The sequence below is a fragment of the Streptomyces dangxiongensis genome (assembly GCF_003675325.1).
Taxonomy (GTDB): domain Bacteria; phylum Actinomycetota; class Actinomycetes; order Streptomycetales; family Streptomycetaceae; genus Streptomyces; species Streptomyces dangxiongensis.
Genome location: NZ_CP033073.1, coordinates 1,093,627 through 1,114,182 on the forward strand (window position 1 = coordinate 1,093,627; position 20,556 = coordinate 1,114,182).

General features: G+C 71.2%; 11 protein-coding genes and 2 pseudogenes. 9 read left to right on the forward strand and 4 right to left on the reverse strand.

Annotation, left to right across the window (positions count from 1 at the left end; all coding sequences use genetic code 11):
- Positions 1-46 precede the first annotated feature (46 nt).
- Genes D9753_RS04730 through D9753_RS38920 form a run of 3 tightly spaced genes read right to left on the reverse strand, consistent with a single transcriptional unit; the run spans position 47 to position 4,322 of the window.
- Positions 47-2,581 carry an amino acid adenylation domain-containing protein gene (locus D9753_RS04730; RefSeq protein ID WP_121785852.1) on the reverse strand — a complete coding sequence of 845 codons (2,535 nt, stop codon included), beginning with the start codon at positions 2,579-2,581 and terminating at the stop codon, positions 47-49.
- 42 nt (positions 2,582-2,623) lie between these two features.
- Positions 2,624-3,550 (reverse strand): GNAT family N-acetyltransferase, encoded by a 927-nt coding sequence (locus tag D9753_RS04735; RefSeq protein WP_240468431.1) that lies wholly within the window; start codon positions 3,548-3,550, stop codon positions 2,624-2,626.
- 19 nt (positions 3,551-3,569) lie between these two features.
- Positions 3,570-4,322, reverse strand: coding sequence for a type II 3-dehydroquinate dehydratase (locus D9753_RS38920; protein WP_338057960.1), 753 nt, complete (start codon positions 4,320-4,322; stop codon positions 3,570-3,572).
- Here D9753_RS38920 and D9753_RS04745 point away from each other — a divergent pair.
- From D9753_RS04745 to D9753_RS04780, 8 genes and pseudogenes are all read left to right on the forward strand, one after another.
- Complete coding sequence (locus D9753_RS04745; protein ID WP_121785853.1) at positions 4,213-5,376, forward strand: DegT/DnrJ/EryC1/StrS family aminotransferase; 1,164 nt, start codon at positions 4,213-4,215, stop codon at positions 5,374-5,376. The genes D9753_RS38920 and D9753_RS04745 overlap by 110 nt on opposite strands.
- On the forward strand, positions 5,373-6,497 hold the full coding sequence (locus tag D9753_RS04750; protein WP_121785854.1) for a Gfo/Idh/MocA family protein: 1,125 nt from the start codon (positions 5,373-5,375) through the stop codon (positions 6,495-6,497). Before D9753_RS04745 ends, D9753_RS04750 begins: the two co-directional genes overlap by 4 nt.
- Positions 6,498-6,592: 95 nt before the next feature.
- The gene (locus D9753_RS04755) at positions 6,593-7,300 is read left to right on the forward strand and encodes an HAD-IA family hydrolase (protein WP_121785855.1); all 708 of its coding nucleotides are present in this window, start codon (positions 6,593-6,595) and stop codon (positions 7,298-7,300) included.
- 468 nt (positions 7,301-7,768) lie between these two features.
- Positions 7,769-8,998, forward strand: coding sequence for a 3-deoxy-7-phosphoheptulonate synthase (locus D9753_RS04760; RefSeq protein WP_121785856.1), 1,230 nt, complete (start codon positions 7,769-7,771; stop codon positions 8,996-8,998).
- 218 nt (positions 8,999-9,216) lie between these two features.
- Positions 9,217-12,228, forward strand: coding sequence for a 3-phosphoshikimate 1-carboxyvinyltransferase (gene aroA / locus D9753_RS04765; protein ID WP_121785857.1), 3,012 nt, complete (start codon positions 9,217-9,219; stop codon positions 12,226-12,228).
- 82 nt (positions 12,229-12,310) lie between these two features.
- Complete coding sequence (locus D9753_RS04770; RefSeq protein ID WP_121785858.1) at positions 12,311-13,480, forward strand: acyl-CoA dehydrogenase family protein; 1,170 nt, start codon at positions 12,311-12,313, stop codon at positions 13,478-13,480.
- A pseudogene (gene chcA, locus D9753_RS38620) lies at positions 13,477-14,329 on the forward strand (1-cyclohexenylcarbonyl-CoA reductase). Before D9753_RS04770 ends, chcA begins: the two are co-directional and overlap by 4 nt.
- A gap of 28 nt (positions 14,330-14,357) precedes the next feature.
- Positions 14,358-16,481 carry an oxidoreductase gene (locus D9753_RS04780; RefSeq protein ID WP_121785859.1) on the forward strand — a complete coding sequence of 708 codons (2,124 nt, stop codon included), beginning with the start codon at positions 14,358-14,360 and terminating at the stop codon, positions 16,479-16,481.
- 38 nt (positions 16,482-16,519) lie between these two features.
- Here D9753_RS04780 and D9753_RS04785 read toward each other — a convergent pair whose 3' ends face one another.
- Positions 16,520-19,633 carry a helix-turn-helix transcriptional regulator gene (locus D9753_RS04785; RefSeq protein ID WP_121785860.1) on the reverse strand — a complete coding sequence of 1,038 codons (3,114 nt, stop codon included), beginning with the start codon at positions 19,631-19,633 and terminating at the stop codon, positions 16,520-16,522.
- A gap of 694 nt (positions 19,634-20,327) precedes the next feature.
- Between D9753_RS04785 and D9753_RS39670 the strand changes: the two are divergent.
- Positions 20,328-20,450 (forward strand): annotated as a pseudogene (locus D9753_RS39670) (transposase); the annotation flags it as partial.
- Positions 20,451-20,556: the final 106 nt, after the last annotated feature.

Consider the following 20,556-nt stretch of genomic DNA (forward strand, 5'->3'; position numbering starts at 1 on the left):
GAAGGGAGACAACCGGACAAGGAGAGTTCGCCGGCTCCCGGCGGGGTCAGTCGCCCAGGTGGCCGGTGACGATCTCGGCGGCCTTGCGCAGCACCCGCGGGCTGCTGAGCATCTCCTCATGGCCGCAGCCCAGTTCGTGGCGGACGATCTCACCCGCCACGTAGGGCGCCCAGGCCTCGCTGGAGGCGGTCTCGGCCACCGGGCTGGGGTCGGCCGCGAACAGGTGCATGGTGCCGCTGTACTTCTCGGGCCGGTGGTTCTTCCATGCGCCGAGGTCGGTCAGCATGGTCTCGACGAAGGTCTCCGCCGCGCTCTTCCTGCCGCGCCAGGCGTAGTTCGTCGCCATGTCGGCGAACTCGGCGATGTCCTCGTACGTGAGCGGACGCTCGTAGTCGGCGAGATCCTTGCCGTTGATCAGGAGGATCAGCTCGATGAGCCCCTGCTCGTCCCGGTCCTCCTTGTCCGTGATGTGCGGGTTGGTGTTGAACACCCCGAGGAACTCGATCTCCTCGCCGCGCTTCTGGAACTCGGCGGCGACGGCGTGGGCCAGGACGCCGCCGAAGGACCAGCCGAGGATGCGGTAGGGGCCGTGGGGCTGCACGCCGCGGATGCGGTCCGCGTAGTCCGCCGCCATGGCCGAGATGCTGTCGACGGGCGTGCCGGACTCCTGGAAGGTGTGCGACTGGAGGCCGTAGATCGGGTAGTGGAGGCTGAAGTGCTGGGCGAGAACCCCGTAGCACCAGGCCGTGCCGCCGAGGTGGCGCATGCAGAACAGCGGCCGCGCGGAGCCCTTCGTCATCAACGGCAGGAGTACGGCGAACGAGTCCTGCGGCTCCTCACCGGTGAGCCGCCGGGACAGCTCGGCCGGCGTCGGGGACTCCACGAGCATCCGGATCGGGAGTTCCAGGTCCATCTCCGCGCGCACCCGCGCCAGCAGCCGTGCCGCGAGCACCGAGGAACCGCCGAGGTCGAAGAAGCTGTCGCGCGGACCCACCTGCTCCACGCCGAGGACCTCGGCGAACAGCCGGCTGAGCATCAGCTCCGACTGCGTCAGGTGCGTCTCGACCATGGCGTTGTGCCCGACGACGGGTGCCGGCAGGGCCTTGCGGTCGAGCTTGCCGTTGGGGGTGAGCGGGAACTCCTCCAGGGCCACCACGGCGGACGGCACCATGTACAGCGGCAGCGTCCGCGCCATGGAGTCGCGCAGCTCCTTGACGTCCGGCACCCGGCCGGCCGCGGCCGTCACGTAGGCCACGAGACGCCGGTCGCCCGGCCGGTCCTCGCGGACCGTCGCCGCGGCCTGGTCGACGTCCTCGGAGCGCTCCAGAGCGGCCTCGATCTCGCCGAGCTCCACCCGGAAGCCGTGCAACTTGACCTGGTGGTCGGCGCGGCCGACGTACTCCAGGTCGCCGTCCGGGCGCATCCGCACCACGTCACCCGTGCGGTACATCAGACCGGTCCCGGCACCGGACCGGTCCGGCAGGAAGCGCTCGGCGGTCAGCTCCGGCCGGTTCAGGTAACCGCGGGCCACGCCCGCGCCGGCGATGAACAACTCGCCCTCGGTTCCGGGCTCGACGGGCGCGAGATCCTCGTCGAGGACGTACAGCCGGGTGTCGCGCAGGGGCTTGCCGATGACGGCTGCCGCCTCGGGCGTGGTGACCGGGTGCACGGTGGACCACACGGTGGTCTCGGTGGGCCCGTACCACTGGACGACCTCGGCGCCCAGCTCCAGGAGCGTCGCCGCGAGCTTCTCCGGCAGCGCCTCGCCGCCGATGAGGATGCGCAGACCGCGCAGTGCCTCGGGGCTGACGGTGGCCAGCATGTGCCAGTGGGTGGGGGTGGCCTGGGCGGTGCCGATCTCCCTGCGGACGATCAGGTCGCCCAGTTCACGCGGGTCCTGCCCGGTGGCACGCGGCGCGATGACCGCGCGGGCACCGGTGTAGTACGGCAGGAACAGCTCGGGGACCGACATGTCGAAGGTGGCGGTGGTGACCGACAGCATGCGGTCACCGGGCCCCAGGGCCAGCCGCTCCCGCATCGCCTCCAGCAGGTTGTGCAGGGCGCGCACGGGTATCTCGACGCCCTTGGGGGTGCCGGTGGAACCCGACGTGTAGATGACGTACGCGAGATCCTCCGGCCCCGCCGGGGCGGCCCGCTCGGCGTCCGCCAGATGACCGGCGGGCAGCGCCGCCAGCGTCTCGGCGGTCGCGGGGTCGTCCAGCACGACCCGGGCGATGCCCAGGTCGGTGCGGTCGGCGTCGATGCGCGCCGACGTCACGAGCACGACCGGGGCGGCATCACGGACCTGGAACGTCACGCGCTCGGCGGGGTGCTCGGGATCGAGCGCGAGGTAGGCCCCGCCCGCCTTGAGCACCGCGAGCAGCGTCACCAGCAGGTCCGTGGAGCGGGGCAGCATCACCGCGACGACGCTGTCCGGCCCCACCCCCAGGGCGACCAGGTGGCGGGCGAGGCGGTTGGCCCGCTCGTGCGCCTCCCGGAACGTCAGCTCCACACCCTCGCATTCGAGGGCCGTACGGTCGGGAGCGGTGTCGGCCCGCTCCTCCAGCGCCTTCACCAGCATGTCCACTCCACAGGGCTCGTACGGATTCTCGCGGCGGTGCGGTCAGACGGCCGGGGTGCGCACCCAGCGGTTCCAGTACGGCCGCCAGCCGACGCGGTGCCAGAACGGCATGGAGACCGGATTGAACATCGCGTGGTAGCCGACCGCCGCGCCGATGCCCATGGCGTCCAGCTCGGTGTGGACATGGTTGGCGAGGGAGGTGCCGACGCCGAGGCCGCGGTACTCCTCCTTGACGGCCTGGCAGATCAGGTGCGCCACCGGCGTAGCGGTGATCCGCGTCGCGAGCCATGCCTGCTGCGGCTCGGAGGGTTCCTCGCCGCGGTGCATACCGACGACCTGGCCCTCGTACTCGGCGACCCAGATCATCGGTTCGTCGAGCTTGAGCGACTCGGCGAGCTGCGCGCGCAACAGCTCCTCCGTGTTGTCGCGTTCGACGGCGCCGCTGACGGCAGCGTCGAAGCGCGTCTCCACCATCTGCAGCGCGTACACCTCGTCGCTGTCCTCCGGGGTGGCGCGCCGCACACGGACGTTCCCCGGCTCGGCCACAAGGTCGGTGCCCCTGAGCCGGCCGATCATCACGAACTCGGGGACGAACCCGAAGGCGCGGAAGACCGCGGTCATCCCGACGTCACGGCTGGGCCACTCGACGGCGGCCATGGAGTCCTCACCGGGGCGCTCCGGGTGGCTCTCCAGGTACTGGTTCAGGCGCGTGAGCAGCGCGGCCATCTCATCCGGTCCGGAGACCCTGGGGGCGAACTCCCAGCGGTCCAGCGGGCCGAGCACGGCCTCCAACTCGTCGGCGGCGACGCGGGTGTGGGTCAGCAGGCCGTGCGCGCCGTCGACCTCCAGCATCTCCTGGCCGTCGGCGGGCTCCGGCAGCGGATCGGCCTCGGGGATCATCCGGTCGACGGGGCGCAGCCGGTCGCGGTGGGCGGCCAGTACCGATTCCGCCGTCTTTCCCTGGTGCATGGTGTCCTGTCCTCGGCTTTCAGTCGTGTCCGTGGCGACGTCGCGGAGGAGCCGCTCCGCGGGAGACGGGGGCGTCCTGGTCGCGGTGCCGGGCGCCGGTCGGCTGTCGGTGTCCTTCTCCGGCAGCGCGCGGGCCGCGAGCCGGTAGCCCGCGGTGTCCGGGCCGGAGATCACTTTCAGGGGCGAGGGGGCCGGTCACCGAGTCGTGGCGGAAGTGCTCGCGCGCCCGGACGTCGGAGAAGTGGGCCTCGATCCACGGGCGGGGATAGTCGGCGAGCGCGTCCGTTCCGTGGATCTCGGGCTGACGGCTACCGAGTATGCCGAGATTCGGCCCGTTGAACAACAGGAGCCTGTTCAATGCGCACCTCGCCCTATACCGGACTGCTGCGGAAGTGTTTTTTATAGCACGGCATCGACGCGTGAACCTCGGGGTCACTGCGAGCAAGGGGACACATAGGGGGGTCCCCAGGGGAATACGCCGTTTCGGCCACCGGGTTAGCGTGCCGATCGCGACGACCCCGCCGGGGGTGACTGCCGAGGGCGTTTTCCGGTACCGGCGTCCGCGTGGACACCCGGTCCACGGGAGGCAGGCGGTGTCGACCTCCGTGACGATCGATGCGGAAGCAATTCGCATGCGCATAGACCGAGGAGTAGGGAACAGCATGAGCAGTGGTGTGCGACTGAGCTCAGACCTTCCGGCATGGCCGCAGTACGACGACGCGGAACGGACCGGCCTGATCCGTGCGCTGGAGCAGGGGCAGTGGTGGCGCATGGGCGGCGGTGAGGTCGACGCCTTCGAGAGGGAGTTCGCCGAGTACCACGGCAGCGAGCACGCGCTGGCGGTCACCAACGGCACGCACGCGCTCGAACTGGCCCTGGAGGTCATGGGCGTCGGCCCCGGTACCGAGGTGATCGTCCCGGCCTTCACCTTCATCTCCTCCTCCCAGGCCGCGCAGCGCCTGGGAGCCGTCGTGGTGCCGGTGGACGTGGACCCGGAGACCTACTGCATCGACCCGGCCGAGACCGAGAAGGCCATCACGCCGAGGACCCGCGCCATCATGCCCGTTCACATGGCCGGCCAACTCGCCGACATGGACGCCCTGGAGAAGGTCGCCGCCGACTCCGGCGTCCCGCTGATCCAGGATGCCGCGCACGCGCAGGGCGCCACCTGGAACGGCCGACGGGTCGGCGAGCTGGGCTCGGTCGCGGCGTTCTCCTTCCAGAACGGCAAGCTCATGACCGCGGGAGAGGGCGGGGCCGTGCTGTTCCCGAACGCCGAGACGGCGGAGCAGGGATTCATCCGGCACAGTTGCGGACGCCCCCGCGGCGACCGCGGCTACTTCCACCGCACCTCGGGCTCCAACTTCCGGCTCAACGAGTTCTCCGCCGCTGTGCTGCGCGCCCAGCTCGGCCGCCTCGACGAGCAGATCGCCACGCGTGAGGAGCGTTGGCCGCTGCTGTCCTCGCTGCTCGCCGGGATCCCCGGCGTGGTGCCGCAGCGGCTGGACCACCGCTGCGACCGCAACCCGCACTACATGGCCATGTTCCGCGTCCCCGGCATCACCGAGGAGCGGCGTGCCCAGGTCGTCGACACCCTCATCGAGCGCGGTCTCCCAGCCTTCGTCGCGTTCCGTTCGGTGTACCGCACGGACGCCTTCTGGGAGGCCGGCGCGCCGGACCTGTCCGTCGAGGATCTCGCCCGCCGCTGCCCCCACTCCGAGGCGCTCACCTCCGACTGCCTGTGGCTGCACCACCGGACGCTGCTCGGCACCGAGGAGCAGATGCACGAGGTCGCCGCCGTCATCGCCGACGTGCTCGGCTCATGAGCGCCGCGCCTCTCGGCGCCAGGCCGATCCGCACCGCCGTGGTGGGCCTCGGCTGGGCCGCACGGTCCATCTGGCTGCCCCGCCTGAGTCGGCATCCCGCGTTCACCGTGAACGCCGCGGTGGATCCCGACCCGGCCTCGCGCGCGGCCGTCGCCGCGGACCACGCCGGCACTCCGCTCCTGGCGGCTGTACACGACGTGGATCCCGCGCAGGCGGACCTGGCCGTCGTGGCCGTCCCCAACCACCTGCACTGCGAGATCGCGAGCAGCCTGCTGCTCAAGGGTGTTCCGGTCTTCCTCGAGAAGCCGGTGTGCCTGACGTCGGCGGAGGCGGAGCAGTTGGCCGAGGCCGAACGCGTCGGCGGGGCGCGGCTCCTGGCGGGCAGCGCAGCCCGCCACCGCGCCGACATCGGGATGCTCCTGGCGAGCGTCGCCGAACTGGGCGACGTCCGTCACGTCGAGCTGTCCTGGGTTCGCGCCCGGGGCGTGCCCGACGCGGGCGGCTGGTTCACCCGGCGCCGGCTGTCGGGCGGCGGGGCCTTGCTGGACCTGGGCTGGCATCTGTTCGACATCGCCGCGCCGCTGCTGGGCTCCGCGGACTTCGCGCAGGTCACCGGTGCGGTCTCCGGCGACTTCATCGCACAGGCCGGCGCGCGGGTCTCCTGGCGCGCCGAGGAGGAGGCCGGGCAGTCCGGCCGCGCGGCCTCCGTCCCCCCTGACGTCGAGGACACCGCCCGCGCGTTCCTCGTCACCGAGGACGGCATCTCGCTGTCGTTGCACGCCAGTTGGGCGTCGCACGAGGAGCTGGACGTCACCCGGGTCCGCGTCGACGGCAGCGCGGGCAGCGCGACCCTGCGGTGCACGTTCGGCTTCAGCCCCAACCGGCTGGCACGCCCGGAGCTGACCCTCACCCGCGACGGCGGGACCCGCACGGTTCCGGTGCCCGAGGAGCCCATCGGCACGGAGTACGACCGGCAGCTCGACGAGTTGTCCACCCGGCTGCGGGACCCGTCCGGGCCGGGCCGGGCGATCGAGGAGGTGCGCCGCACGATCGGTGCGATCGAGCGGGTCTACGCCTCGGCCCGTGCCGCGCGGAAGACATCGCAGCCGACGCGGGCGTGACCGGCCGCCGGTCCGTCGGTGCCGCTGCCCCCACCCCCGCGCGAGCGGTTCCCCGCCCGTCCCCGCCGTCCCACGAAAGAGAGCGCCACAGCACCATGGACAGTCTTGGAACCAGCCAAGACCCCGCCGCCCCCGGCGCCCGTGCCCAGCGGGCGGAACCCGTCGGCGCGGTCGTCTTCGACCTCGACGGGGTGCTCGTCGACAGCTTCGCGGTGATGCGCGAGGCGTTCCACACCGCCTACGCCGAGGTGGTGGGGCACGGCGAGCCGCCGTTCGAGGAGTACGAGCGGCACCTGGGCCGCTACTTTCCCGACATCATGCGGATCATGGGCCTGCCGCTGGAGATGGAGGGGCCGTTCGTCCGTGAGAGCTATCGGCTCGCACACCTCGTCCCGGTCTTCGACGGTGTTCCCGAGATGCTGAGGGAGCTGCGGGCGCAGGGGATCCGGCTCGCCGTGGCCACCGGCAAGAGCGGTCCGCGAGCCCGATCGCTCCTCGAACAGCTCGGCCTGCTCGACCTGTTCACCGTCGTGATCGGTTCGGACGAGGTGGAGCGCCCCAAGCCGGCACCGGACATCGTGCTCAAGGCCCTGGGTGTGCTCGGCTCCGACCCGTCGCGGACGGTCATGATCGGCGACGCGGTCACCGATCTCGCCAGTGCGCGGGGCGCGGGCGTCGCCGCGATCGCCGCCCTGTGGGGCGAGAGCGACGAGGAGACCCTCCTTGCCGAGGATCCCGACATCGTCCTGCGCAAGCCGTCGGAGCTGCTGGAGGTGTGCGTCGGCGCATCCCGGACGTTCTGACCGACCGGCCTGCCGCACCGACCCCGCCCCTCAGGGCGGGGTCTTCGCATTTCCCGCCGGCTCCGCCCGCAGGCCCGACCGCCTCGCGCACCGGCCGCGGCGGCCACCCCTCCCAGCGGGGGCATGCCACCTGACCAGGCTTCGACATGCGCGTCACGGCGGCAGTTAGGGGGGCAGTAGGGGATCCCCAGGGGATTGGGGCGGCGGCGCTTCGGTGAGAGGCTCGAACAGGACCATTCGCGGGGCGCCGGCCTATCGACCGGGCTGTCGCGAGGAAATACTTCCGACCCCCTGAGAATCACCGCTCCGGAAATCCGGGAGAGGAGATTCGGTGGAGTACACCGCACAGGGGTCACCATCCGTTCCCGACCTGTTGCGGCGCCCGGCAGAGGCTGCCGAAGGGCCTTCGAGGATCGTTCTCCTATGAGCGCAGTCACATCCCGACCGACATTTCACCGGAGACCCGACGTGGGAAAAGCCGTCACGGAATTGCGCAAGCCGGCCCAGCAGCAGCCCGAGTGGGACGACCCGTCACAGACGCGGCGCATCCGCGAGATCCTGGCCGGCCGTCCGCCGCTGGTCGAGGTGGCGGACGTGCGTGCGCTGCGGGCCCTGCTGGCCCAGGTGGCCCGGGGTGAGGCCCACGTGGTGCAGGCCGGGGACTGCGCCGAGGACCCGGGCGAATGCGGCGCGGAGTACGTGGGGCGCAAGTCCGCCGTACTCGACCTGCTCGCGGAGGCACTGCGGACGGTCACCGACAAGCCGGTCGTACGGGTCGGACGCATCGCGGGCCAGTTCGCCAAGCCCCGCTCGAAGCCCGTCGAGCGGGTGGGCGGCGTGGAACTGCCCGTCTACCGGGGGCACATGGTCAACGGCCCGGAGCCGGATCCGGAAAGCCGCCGTCACGATCCCGTACGCATCCTGACCGCCTACATGGCGGCGAGCGACGCCATGGAGCACCTGGGATGGCGCGGCCCGGCGGCCTACGGCACCCGGCGGCTGACCGAACCCCGGGTGTGGACGAGCCACGAGGCGCTCGTCCTCGACTACGAGCTGCCGATGGTCCGTGACCTGGGTGACGGTCGCCGCTGGCTCGGCTCCGCCCACTGGCCGTGGATCGGCGAGCGGACCCGTCAACTGGACGGCGCCCACATCGACCTGGTCGCCGACATCGTCAACCCCGTCGCCGTGAAGATCGGCCCCACCACCACGGCGGAGGAGATCACCGCCCTGTGCGAACGGCTCGATCCGCTGCGGGAGCCGGGCCGCCTGACCTTCATCGTCCGCATGGGCGCCGAAGTGGTCACCGACCGGCTGCCCGCGCTGGTCGAGGCGGTCCGGACGGCCGGCCATCCGGTGATCTGGCTCAGTGACCCCATGCACGGCAACACCGTTGCCGCCCCGGACGGCCACAAGACCCGCGTGCTGGGCACCTTGGCACGGGAGATCCGCGGATTCCGCCGGGCCGTGGCCGCTGCCGGCGGCGTGGCGGGCGGACTTCACCTGGAGACCACACCCGACGACGTGCTCGAGTGCGTCACTGACATGTCCGTGCTCGAAGGGGCGACCGTCCGGCGAACCAGCCTGTGCGACCCGCGCCTCAACACCGAGCAGGCCGTGGCGCTGATCCCCGCCTGGTCCGACCGGGAGGTGTCCGGGACCCGCGACCACTCCGAGGTGCGGCTCCACCACGCTTAGGACCACTGCGCATGGGGCTGGGAATCCGGACTTCATGTCAGCCTCCACGAGCGGGACGAGTCACCGATTCTGCGGTTCTGTCATCGGCCATGGCAGGTCGGCTTCCGGTTTTCGCCTGCGTGTCCCCGGTGCTCCGGCGTCGGTGCGCGGCAGGGAGATCGGGCCGATTTCCTTTCCTGTCTCGGCCACCTGTCCATGGTCAGGGAGTAACAGGTCCCATGCATCTTCTTGTCAACGGAATCCGGCGCCGGGTAACCGGTGAGATTCTCGTTCCTCATTCGAAGTACCACGCGCATCGTGCGCTGATCCTCGCCTCGCTGGCCGACGGCGTCAGCCGCGTCCACGGGCTGTCCGACGCCCGGCACGTCGGGTACACCGTGCGGCTGCTGCGCGATCTCGGCGTGCGGATCACCAAAGACGGTGACACGGTCGTCGTACACGGTCTCGGCGGGCGCTACAGGCCGCGTCGGGAGACCGTCTCCGCGGGCAGTTCCGGCACCACGCTCTACTTCATGATCGGCCTGGCCTCGCTGTCCGACCGCGACGTGTCGGTGACCGGGCAGAAGTACTTCAGGCGACGCCCGGTGGGGCCCCTGCTGCACGCGCTGGAACAGATGGGTGTCCGACTGGAGTCGGCGGACGGCTGTCCGCCCGTGCACGTGCGGGGCCGGCGGCCCTCGGGCGGTCATGTCACGATCGCGGGCACCCTGTCCCAGTGGGTATCGGGCCTGATCCTGCTGGCACCGTTCGCGACGAGGCGCACCACCATCGAGGTGCAGGGCGAACTCAATGAGCGCTCCTACCTGGAGCTGACCGTGGCGATGATGCGGCAGTTCGGCCTCGAAGTGACCGTGTCCGAGGACTGGCGGCGCTTCGACATCGAACCCGGCCAGCGGGTACGTGCCGTCGAGCTGACGCTGCCGCCCGACATCGGCTCGGCCGCGTTCGGCATCGCGACCGCCGCACTGCACCCCTGCGACGTACTGCTGCGCGGGATCACGGGCCTCCGCGGCGGCCCGGCCGACCACCCGGAGTTCCACTTCCTCGACATCGCGCGCTCCATGGGCGTACCGATGGAAGTGGACGAGAAGGCCGGCGGCCTGCGCATACAGCAGGACGCACCGCGGCTGACGGCGGTCGACGTCGACTGCCGCGACGTGCCGGACATGCTGCCGATCCTGTCCACGCTGGGCACGTTCGCACACGGCCGGTCGGTGTTCCGCAACATCGCGCACACCCGGCTCAAGGAGTCCGACCGCGCCGCGGCCATGCTCCAGCTCAACTCCATGGGCGGTCGCCTGGAACTGTCGGGCGACGAACTGCGGGTGCAGGGTGTGGACGGGCTGGTCGGCGCGAAGTTGTCGTCGTTCAACGACCACCGTGTCCTGATGTCGCTCGCGGTCGCGTCCTCCCGGGCCCGCGGCCGTTCGACGCTGACCTATCCGAACGCGTACCGCATCTCGTACCCGACGTTCCTCGACGCGATGAACACCCTCGGTGTTCCGATGTCCGTGGAGAACGGCTCGGCGGTCTCCGCCGGGGAGGGCACCCGCGCCGGGCACCTGGCACGGAAGCCGGCCGACCCCGAAGCCGCGTCGCGGATCACGCTGACGGAGCGGCTGCGCCGGCAGGCCGTCACCCGGCCCGATGACACGGCCGTGGTGGACGTACGGTCCGACCACGACGAGGTGGTCACCTGGCGTGAGCTGGCGGACCAGGTGGACCGCGCCGCGGCCCTGCTGCTGCGTCTCGGTGTGCGGCCGGGTGAGAACGTGGCGTACCAACTGCCCAACCGCCTGGAGTTCGTGGTGCTGTCGCTGGCGGCACTGCGCGTCGGAGCCGTGTGCTGCCCCGTCATCCCGTTCTTCCGGGAGCGCGAGGTCGGGTTCGTGCTCAGGCGCTCCAGGGCCCGGGTGCTGGTGGTGGCCGACCGCCACCGCTCACGTCGGCCGGCGCAGGAGGTGCTGGACCTGGCTGCCGAGGACGGCTCGGACGTGAGCGTGGAGCACGTGGTGGTGCTGGCCACCTCGGGAGGCTCCGCCGAGCTGCCCGAGACCTCGGTCGGCGGGATATCCGTGCACGACTGGCCGCGGGCGCTGGAGACGACGCAGATCGACCGCACGGCGCTCGACGCGATCGTGCCGACGCCGGACATGACGGCGCAGCTACTGTTCACCTCGGGCACCACCAGCGAGCCCAAAGGCGTCACCCAGCCCACGCGCAACCTGGTCAGGGCCGCCGCGATGGAGGTACGACACCTCGGGCTCGGAGAGCGGGACGCGATCTGGGTGCCGTCACCGCTCGCCCACCAGACGGGCTTCCTGTACGGCATGGTGCTGGCGTTGGTGCTGGGCGTGCCGCAGATCCTCCAGCCCGACTGGGACGCCAAGCGGGCGCTGCAGTCGCTCAACGAACACCGTGCGACGTTCGTGCAGGCGGCGACACCGTTCCTGTCCGACCTGGTCAAGGCGGTGGAGGAGAGTGGCGAGACGCCGCGCCATCTGCGGATCTTCGTCGCGACGGGGGCGATGGTGCCGCGTGGTCTCGCCGAACGCGCGGGGCGCGTGCTCGGCGCCGAGGTGTGCGGGGCCTTCGGCACCACCGAGACCTGCCTGGGCGCACTGTCGGCGCCCGGGGACGAGCCGCGGCAGCGCTGGGGCTCCGACGGCCGTGTACTGGACGGCGTCGAGCTGAGGATCACGGACGACGAGGGGCGTGTCCTGGCCGCGGGCGAGGAGGGCAACTTCGAGCTGCGCTCCCCCACGGTCTTCGGGGGCTATCTCGACCGTCCCGACCTGACGGCCCAGGCGTTCACCGAGGACGGCTGGTACCGCACCGGTGACCTGGCGACGATCGACGGTGCCGGCTTCCTCAGGATCACCGGACGCGTGAAGGACGTGATCAACCGCGGCGGTGAGAAGATCCCCGTCGCGGAGATCGAGCAACTGCTGTTCGGGCACCCCCTGGTGGCGGACGTGGCCGTGGTGGCCATGCCGGACGAGCGTCTCGGCGAGCGTGCCTGTGCGTTCGTGGTTCCGGACGGCGGGGCCGAGCTGACGTTCGAGGAGATGCGGCGCTACCTGGACGGGCACCAGGTGGCCAAGCAGTACTGGCCGGAACGCCTCGTGCCGATCGACGCGCTGCCGCGCAACCCGATCGGCAAGGTGAAGAAGTTCGAGCTGCGGGCCTTGGCCCACGGTCTTCGGCCGCACGACGAGGACCCTGTCTGACACCCCGCCCGTCCCCGCCGCGGTGACCGGCGGGGACGGGAGGACATCACACCCCGACGACGCAAGAGGACAGAGGCAGCAGATGACGGACGAGCGGCAGTTCCACGAGTTGCGCACCCAGGTCGAGCAGTGGGTGGAGGGACCGGGTGAGCGGTGGGCCGAACGCATCGAGGAGACCGGGCAGGTACCCGAGGAGCTGTGGGCCGAGTTGAACGGCCTGGGCTTCCTGCGGCTGGCGGCTCCCGAGGAGTACGGCGGCCACGGCCTCGGCTTCGCGCGCTGGATGGAGCTGATGGAGATCTTCTCCCGCTCGCACGGCTCCGTGCGCATGATCGTGCACGTCGTCAACGGCATCTGGCGCTCCATGGACGGCCACGCCGACGACGAGCAGCGCAAGCGCTTCGTCATCCCCTCGGTCACCGGCGACATCAAGATCGCCTTCACGCTCACCGAGCCGGGCAACGGCACCGGCGCGGACATCACCACTTCGGTGGTGCGCGAGGGTGACACGTACTACCTGTCGGGGCGCAAGCATCTGATCACCTTCGGAGTGCGCTGCGACTACTACCTGCTGGCCGCCCGCGTCGAGGGCAGCACCGGTCACGCGGGCACCGTGGCCCTGCTGGTGCCGCGGCACGCCCCGGGCGTCACGGTCGAGGACACCTCCCGCACGATGGGAGTCACGGGTACCGACCACGCGTCGCTGACCTTCGACCGCACCCCGGTACCGGTGGACCACCGACTGGGGGCGGAGGGCGAGGGCCTGGAGGTGTTCCTCGGTGGCTTCCTCACCCCGTCCCGGATCTCCGTGGCGATGAGCTGCGTCGGTCTCGCCCAGCGCGCCCAGCAGCTTGCCGTCGAGTACGCCCGGAACCGGGTGACCTTCGGCAAGTCACTCACCCAGCGCCAGGCGATCCAGTTCATGCTGGCCGAGAACGCGGCGGACATCGAGGCCGCCAGACAGCTGACCCTGCACGCCGCCCGCCGTTTCGAGGAGGGCGCGGACGACGCGTCCATGCAGTCGTCGATGGCGAAGATGCACGCCGTGACGATGTTGACGAACGTCACCGACAAGGCGCTCCAGGTGCACGGTGGGCTCGGCTACTGGAAGTCGCAGAAGATCGAGCGCGTCTACCGCGACGCCCGTGCCCAACGCTTCGAGGAAGGCACCAACGAGGTGCAGAAGGCAGTGGTCTTCCGCGAGTTGCTCCAACGCGCCGCGGCCTGTGACGGGGAAGGAACGAGCCGATGAACAACCACCAGGACGCGCAGCACCGGCAGACGCCCGAGCGCGAGCGGGTATCGCTGATCACCGGTGCCTCGCGCGGCATCGGCCGCGCCCTGGCACTCACCCTCGCCCGGCAGGGCGGCACGGTGGTGGTCAACTACAAGAAGAACGCCGACCTGGCACAGAAGACCGTCACCGACGTCGAGGAGGCCGGCGGCCGTGGCTTCACGGTCCAGGCGGACGTCGAGACCCCCGAGGGCATCACCGCGCTGTTCGACGAGGTGGCACAGCGCTGCGGACGGCTCGACCACTTCGTCTCCAACGCGGCGGCGAGCGCGTTCAAGAACATCGTCGACCTCGGCCCGCACCACCTGGACCGCTCGTACGCGATGAACCTGCGGCCGTTCGTGCTGGGGGCGCAGCAGGCCGTGCGGCTGATGGACGACGGCGGGCGGATCGTCGCGCTGTCCTCCTACGGTTCGATCCGCGCCTATCCCACCTACGCGATGCTCGGCGGCATGAAGGCCGCCATCGAGTCGTGGGTGCGGTACATGGCGGTGGAGTTCGCCCCGTACGGCATCAACGTCAACGCGGTCAACGGCGGGCTCATCGACTCCGACTCCCTGGAGTTTCTTCTACGGCCTCGAAGGCATGCCGCCCATGCAAGGCGTCCTCGACCGTATCCCCGCGCGCCGGCCGGGCACCGTGCAGGAGATGGCCGACACCATCGCCTTCCTCCTCGGCGACGGAGCCGGCTACATCACCGGGCAGACCCTCGTGGTCGACGGCGGGCTCAGCGTCGTCGCACCGCCGTTCTTCGCGGACGCGGGCGAGGCGCTCGTGCTGCCGCCCCGGCCGACTCGCGGCGACTGAGCCGAGGATCCCGGGAGGGGGACCGCAGGTGTTCGATCATGTCTTCAAGCCCTGCGACATCGGCGCTCTCACCGTGCCGCACCGCATCGTCATGGGCGCCATGCACCTGAACCTGGAGACCCTGGACGACGGCGGTGCGGCCCTGGCCGCCTTCTACACGGAACGCGTGCGCGGCGGTGCCGGACTGATCGTCACCGGCGGCACCGCGGTGAACGGGGCGGGTGCCGGCGGGCCCGGGTACGGCGTGCTCGACGACGAGGACCACAGGTCCGTGCTGCGCCGGGCGGCCCGCGCGGTGCACGACGCCGACGGTCTTGTCGCCCTCCAGCTCTTCCACGCCGGGCGGTACGCGCTCCCCGGTGAGCACGGCAGTACGCCGCTCGCGCCGTCCGCCGTGTACAGCCGGTTCTCCCGCACCGTTCCGCGGGCGATGACCGAGGAGGAGATCACCGGGACCGTCGCCGACTTCGCGCGGGCCGCGAGGACGGCGCGCGAGCTGGGCTTCGACGCCGTGGAGGTGATGGGCTCCGAGGGCTATCTGCTGAACCAGTTCACCGCGCCGCTCACCAACCGGCGGAGCGACCGCTGGGGCGGTGACGCCGAGGGGCGGCGCCGCCTGCCCGTCGAGGTGCTGCGGGCCGTACGGGCGGCGGTGGGCACGGCGTTCCCGGTGCTCTTCCGGATGTCCGGCGCCGACCTCGTCACCGACGGCACCCCGTGGCAGGAGACGGCCGCGCTGGCCGTCGCACTCGCCGAGGCCGGGGCCGACGCGCTGGCGGTGGGCATCGGCTGGCACGAGTCGCCCGTGCCGACCGTGCAGGCCCAGGTGCCGCCGGGCACGTGGGCCGGGTACGCCGAGGGGGTCAAACGGGCGCTGCGCGGGGCGGGCCACGGCGAGCTGCCCGTCATCGCGTCCAACCGCTTCAACCGGATCGCGCAGGCGGAGGAGGCGCTCGCCAGGGGCGACATCGACCTGGTGGCCATGGCCCGCCCGTTCCTCGCGGACGCGGCCGTCGTCGGCAAGTCCCGGGCCGGCCGCGACGCGTCGGTGGACCTCTGCATCGCCTGCAACGAGGCGTGCATCGACCGGTCTTTCGGTACCGAGAGGGTGTCCTGCCTGGTGAATCCCCGGGCGGGGTACGAGCGGGAGTTCCCCCGGCTCCCCGCTCGAAGCTCCCTCACGTACCGGGGCCGGTACGCCGTGATCGGCGCCGGGCTCGCGGGGCTAGAAGCCGCCCGCACCCTGGCGGGACTCGGGCACGAGGTCGAGGTGTACGAAGCAGCCGACGAGCCCGGCGGCCAGTTCCGGATGGCCGCCCGGGTGCCGGGCAAGGCGGACTTCGGCGAGACCGTACGGCGGCGGGTCCGGGAACTCGCCGAACTGCGCGTCCCCCTCCACCTGGGGCACCGCGTCGGGGCCGGGGACGTGCACCTGTTGCGCACCATGGACGGCGTCATTGTCGCCACCGGCGTACGCCCCCGCCGGCCGGAACTGCCCGGCCTCGCCCTGCCGCACGTCCTCGACTACCCCCGAGCGTTCGCCGACCCCGACGCACTCGGCCCGCGCATCGCCATCATCGGTGGCGGCGGAATCGCCGTCGACCTGGCCCACCTCCTCACCGGTCGTTCCTCCACCGCCCCGACCCGGGAGGAGTTCCTCGCCTCCCATGCCTTCACCACCTCGTCCCGGACGACCCCGGTCGCCGGGACGAGCGGTCGACCGGCCGAAACACCCCGCCGGGTGACGGTCATGCGCCGCAGCGGCAGGATCGGCGCCGGCATCGGTCCCTCCACCCGGTGGGTGGTGATGGAGGAGCTGCGCGCCGCCGGAGTACGCCTGCTCACCGACATCGCGTACCAGGAGATCACGCGCGACGGCGTGATCGTCGTCGGCGCCGACGGCAACCGGCAGCTCGTCGACGCCGACCACGTCGTCCTCGCCACCGGCCAGGAGAGCGAACGCGATGTCGTCGCCACGCTCCACCGGGCCGGCGTCCCCTTCGAGACCGCCGGCGGCGCCGCCGGCACCGACGGCCTCAACGCCGTACGGGCCACCGCGCAGGGACTGCGCGCCGCGCACCGCATCGCCCGGAACCCGGCGCCTCGGGCGAAGCGGCACGCACCGTCCTCGCCCGCGCGGCCACAGCGGTGACCGCCGGCCCCCGCTCCGGGCCGGGCGGCCCCGGTGTGTCAGCCCGCGTCGCTGCGCAGATACCCCGGCAGGCTCTGGCGGTTCTTGACGGCCAGCTTGCGATAGACACGTGTCAGGTGTTGTTCCACCGTGCTGGGCGTGATGAACAGCTTCTCCGCGATCTCACGGTTGGTGTAGCCCTTGACCGCCATCGAGGCGATCCTCCGTTCGCTGTTGGTGAGCGACGCGAGTGCCGTCGTCCCGTCCGTCTCCTCCGCCGGCCGGGCCTCGCCGCCCATGTCCGGCAACAGCTCCTGACACAGCGGTTCCGCCTTGCACAGACGCGCCACGTGCCAGGCACGCCGGACGACCACCCGGGCCCGGCGGTGCTTGCCCAGCGCGTGGTGGGCCCGGCCCAGGTCGGACAGTGTTCTGGCCAGTTCGTAGTAGCAGTCGGCCGCCTCCAGGATGTCGGCCGCCTCGCCGAGCAGACGCGGACGCTGGCCCAGCGAGCTGAACGCGGCCATCAGCCGCAGCGCCAGAGCCCGGCTGACGGCGTCCTCCGGTCCGGGGATGGCCAGTTGGTCCTTCACCAGGCGCTTGGCCCGGTCCCGGTTGCCCTGCAACAGCCACGCCTCGGCCGCGCTGGTCCGCCACGGCACGATGCCGGGCAGGTCCAGGCCCCATTTGCGCATGAGCTCCCCGCAGGAGAGGAAGTCCCCGAGCGCGGCACGCGTCCGGTTCGTGGCGAGATAGTAGTGTCCGCGTGCGTGCAGATAGTGCAGTCCGTACCGGCTCTGGAACATGTCGTCGGGGATGCTGCGGGTGACGAGCGCGGTGGCCTCGTCGAACTCGCCCATGCGGACGTGGGCCAGAATCAGGGTGCCCAGGGGCAGGCCGACGGCGGTGCCCCACCCCTGGACCGGTATGTGCTCCAGGGCCGACCTGGCGCGCTTCACGGCTTCGGGGAACTCGCCCCGGCGCAGCCGGACCTCCGCCTCGCCCGCGTCGAAGACGCTCTGCCACATCGGCGAGGGAGGCCCGTTGCGGCGCTCGGCCAGGCTGCGGCACCGGTCGGCGGCCTCGCCCAGACGACCGCTGTAGACCAGGGACATCAGCGCGAGGAGGGTGGCTTCCTCGGCCCACGGGGCATGGTGGTTGAGGTCGAGCTGGCCGAGGGCGTGCGAAGCCCATTCCTGGGTCTCGCCGCCGCGCCTGCGGATGAGCCCGCCGGAGAGCGCGCCGATCGTCTGCAGCCAGAACGTCCTGCCCCGGGTGGTGGGCGCGCCCTCGGGACCGGTCGGTGCGGCCCCGACCGGCACCCGTCCCGCGAGCGGCGGGTAGGTGCAGGCGAGCCAGAGTTCCACGTCGTGCAGCTCGGCCGGTACCTCCGGGGCGCCGGGCGGGGCCGGGACCGTGTCGGCCTGCTGCCGCGCCGCCCTCCTGCGGAGCAGGGTGAGCACGTCCGTGGCCTCGTGCGTGCGGTTCAGCCACAGCAGTTGCCGTACCAGCAGTATCGCCTCGTCGTGGTCCAGCCGACCGGCGCGCGCCGCTTCCGTGAGGGCCATGAGATGCCGCAGCGACGCCAGGGGGTTGAGCTGCCATTCGGCCTGGGCGAGCCTGGCCTGGATCGTCCAGCGGTCTTCCTCGCTCGTGCAGGAGCGCTGCGCCGCGTCCAGGTACCGCACGGCACGGTGCGCCTCGTCGTGCTGCAGGGCCTCGGAGGCCGCCTCCAGCAGTACGCGCAGCGCCCAGGGCTCCGGTACCTGACCGGCCTCGGCCAGATGAGCGGCGATGTCGACCGCGGAGGCACCCTGTCCGCGCAGCAGGCGCGCGGCCCGGTGGTGCAGTTCCGCACGGTCCGGGGCGGGCAGATCGTCCAGCACCGTGCGTGGGGCCACCGCGTGCCGGAAGCGGTCGAGCCGCAGCAGTCCGGCCTCCGTCATGGAACGCAGGGCCCGTTCCACGGTAGCGACGTCCGCGTCGATCAGCGTCCCGAGTTCCTTCGGCGTGGCGTCGTCCCCGTACACCGCCATGGCGCGGGCGACCCGCAACGTGTCCGGCCCGCTGCGGTACAGACAGGCCAACAGCGCCCGCCCGTAACCCTGCTGGCACACCTGGCCGTACAGCCGCTCGTCGTTGATCAACGCGTCGAGCAGCAGCGGGTTGCCGCCGCTGTACTCGAGGAAGCCGTCGCCCAGCCTCCGGGCCGCCTCCGCGCCGAGGCGCTGGTCGATCACCGCTCGCGCACCCTCCGGTGAGAGCGGTGCGAGCCGCGTGGAGACGAAGGAGGACTGACGCAGGAGTTCGGCATGGAACGGTGAGTGTGTGCGACGCGGCTCGGCGAGTTCGGTGAGCACCATCAGCAGGGGGGTCGAACTCATGCGACGGACCAGGTGCAGCAGGCACTGCTGCGACGCCACGTCCATGTGGTTGATGTCGTCGACGCACACCACGACCGGGGTGGTGGCGGCCAGTTCGGTGATCGGCGGGAAGAGGTCGTACAGGATGGTGGCCCTGTGCCGCTCGACGGCCTCGTGCATGTCCTCGGCGCGGGCCGACTCCATGAGGCCGCGCAGCACCGGCGCGACGCGCCTTCGCACGTCCGTCGGCAGCGACGGGCTGTCGAACAGTTGACGGAGGATACCGAACGGCAGATCCCGCTCCTCGGGGGAGCAGACGGCGTGCAGCAGGACCGCCCGGGCCGACAGGACGCGCTCGGTCACCGCGCGCAGGAACTCCGTCTTTCCCACGCCCACTGTTCCCTCGAGCAGGAGCACCTGTCCCACCATGGGCTGGGGATCGGTCAACCACGCCTGCACCGGCGCGATCTGTTCCTCGCGTTCCATCAGCACGGTGCCCCACGACGAGTCGTGACCGGCATGGACCTCGGGACCGCCCGACGACCGCCCCGACGGTAAGGGCACCACTGCCGTCGCTTCCAGGACACCGCCGGCGGTAGGGCGGCCTTCTCCTCGTGTCACATCTCCCCCCGCGTCATATCCGGGATGCCGACACACCCACACAACACCGAAATGAGGATCATGAATCCAATATAGCCAGAGCGTCTGTCCGCCCTGGTGACATGATTTCCCCGAACGGCCATCACAGAGTGAGATTGAGTTCACACTGAACGTAGAGCCGCACCTCTTCGGGCGGCGAGCGGACGGCATCTCATCCGCAATATCTACGACATCTACGGGCAACTTTCGGACGACGCTTCGTCAGATCCGCGACTCTGCGGAAGACAAGAGTGTAGAAAGATCCTTGAATGGCGGGGGTTCGCGCAGCAAGTCGACTTTCGGCCACGCCTTCTCTGGTCACTCCTCCGGCCGCGCCCCGTCCCGGACCTCGACCGCATTCACGCGCCGCGCCCCTTCCGCTCGCAGGCGATATCGAGTCGGACAAAAGCCGGCCGATGGCGCCGAGGATCTCCTAGCCACCGCCAACACCCTTTGTGCCCAAGTCAGTTCACTTACGGAGCCGAGGCAGACGTGCTCGCCGAGCCCGAAACGCCTGGTGGCCGGACGGCCCGCGACCGCACATCGGACCGGTCCACGGCCGGCGTCGGCCACCGCCCACGCGAGGCCGCCGACGACAGACGGCCGGAGGCGGCGAACCGCGGCCGGCCACCCGACGCGGCCGGCCGTGACGGCCCTCCAGAAAGGCTCATACGCATCCCTTGGGCGCCCCGTTCGACCGTCTGTTCGGCCACGGATTTCCCTACCGGCGGTCTGCGGGCGGTCGAATACGGCGGTCTCTTCCCGTCAGTGATCCCGTGGCACACCGCCATCGGAAACGATTGACGATGCCGAACTGACTTCGGGTCAATGATCGGCAGTCGCCGGGACAAGGCGGTGAGCGACAAACATCCGTAATGACACTAGGCCGAAAACCGTTCTCCTCCATGTGGGACCGGTCGAGACCTTTGTTCCGCGGGATCGAATCGGCTCGTTTCAGCCGTGGACCATCAAGAAAGGGCGGCCGAGGTGCCGAAGACCACTGTCTCCACGATCACGGACGACGCCATCGGCGGCATGCCCGGGGGGCCGGGTTCGACCTGGTTCGCCGACCATCGCCCGGCGCGCCGGCTCCG

Bases quoted from the DNA above. Each gene is read 5' to 3' on its own strand.
- D9753_RS04730 (WP_121785852.1), bottom strand. From the start codon at position 2,581: ATGCTGGTGAAGGCGCTGGAGGAGCGGGCCGACACCGCTCCCGACCGT.
- D9753_RS04735 (WP_240468431.1), bottom strand. From the start codon at position 3,550: ATGCACCAGGGAAAGACGGCGGAATCGGTACTGGCCGCCCACCGCGAC.
- D9753_RS04745 (WP_121785853.1), top strand. From the start codon at position 4,213: ATGAGCAGTGGTGTGCGACTGAGCTCAGACCTTCCGGCATGGCCGCAG.
- D9753_RS38920 (WP_338057960.1), bottom strand. From the start codon at position 4,322: ATGCGCCACCACTGCCCCTGCTCCAGCGCACGGATCAGGCCGGTCCGT.
- D9753_RS04750 (WP_121785854.1), top strand. From the start codon at position 5,373: ATGAGCGCCGCGCCTCTCGGCGCCAGGCCGATCCGCACCGCCGTGGTG.
- D9753_RS04755 (WP_121785855.1), top strand. From the start codon at position 6,593: ATGGACAGTCTTGGAACCAGCCAAGACCCCGCCGCCCCCGGCGCCCGT.
- aroA (WP_121785857.1), top strand. From the start codon at position 9,217: ATGCATCTTCTTGTCAACGGAATCCGGCGCCGGGTAACCGGTGAGATT.
- D9753_RS04770 (WP_121785858.1), top strand. From the start codon at position 12,311: ATGACGGACGAGCGGCAGTTCCACGAGTTGCGCACCCAGGTCGAGCAG.
- D9753_RS04785 (WP_121785860.1), bottom strand. From the start codon at position 19,633: ATGCCGTCCGCTCGCCGCCCGAAGAGGTGCGGCTCTACGTTCAGTGTG.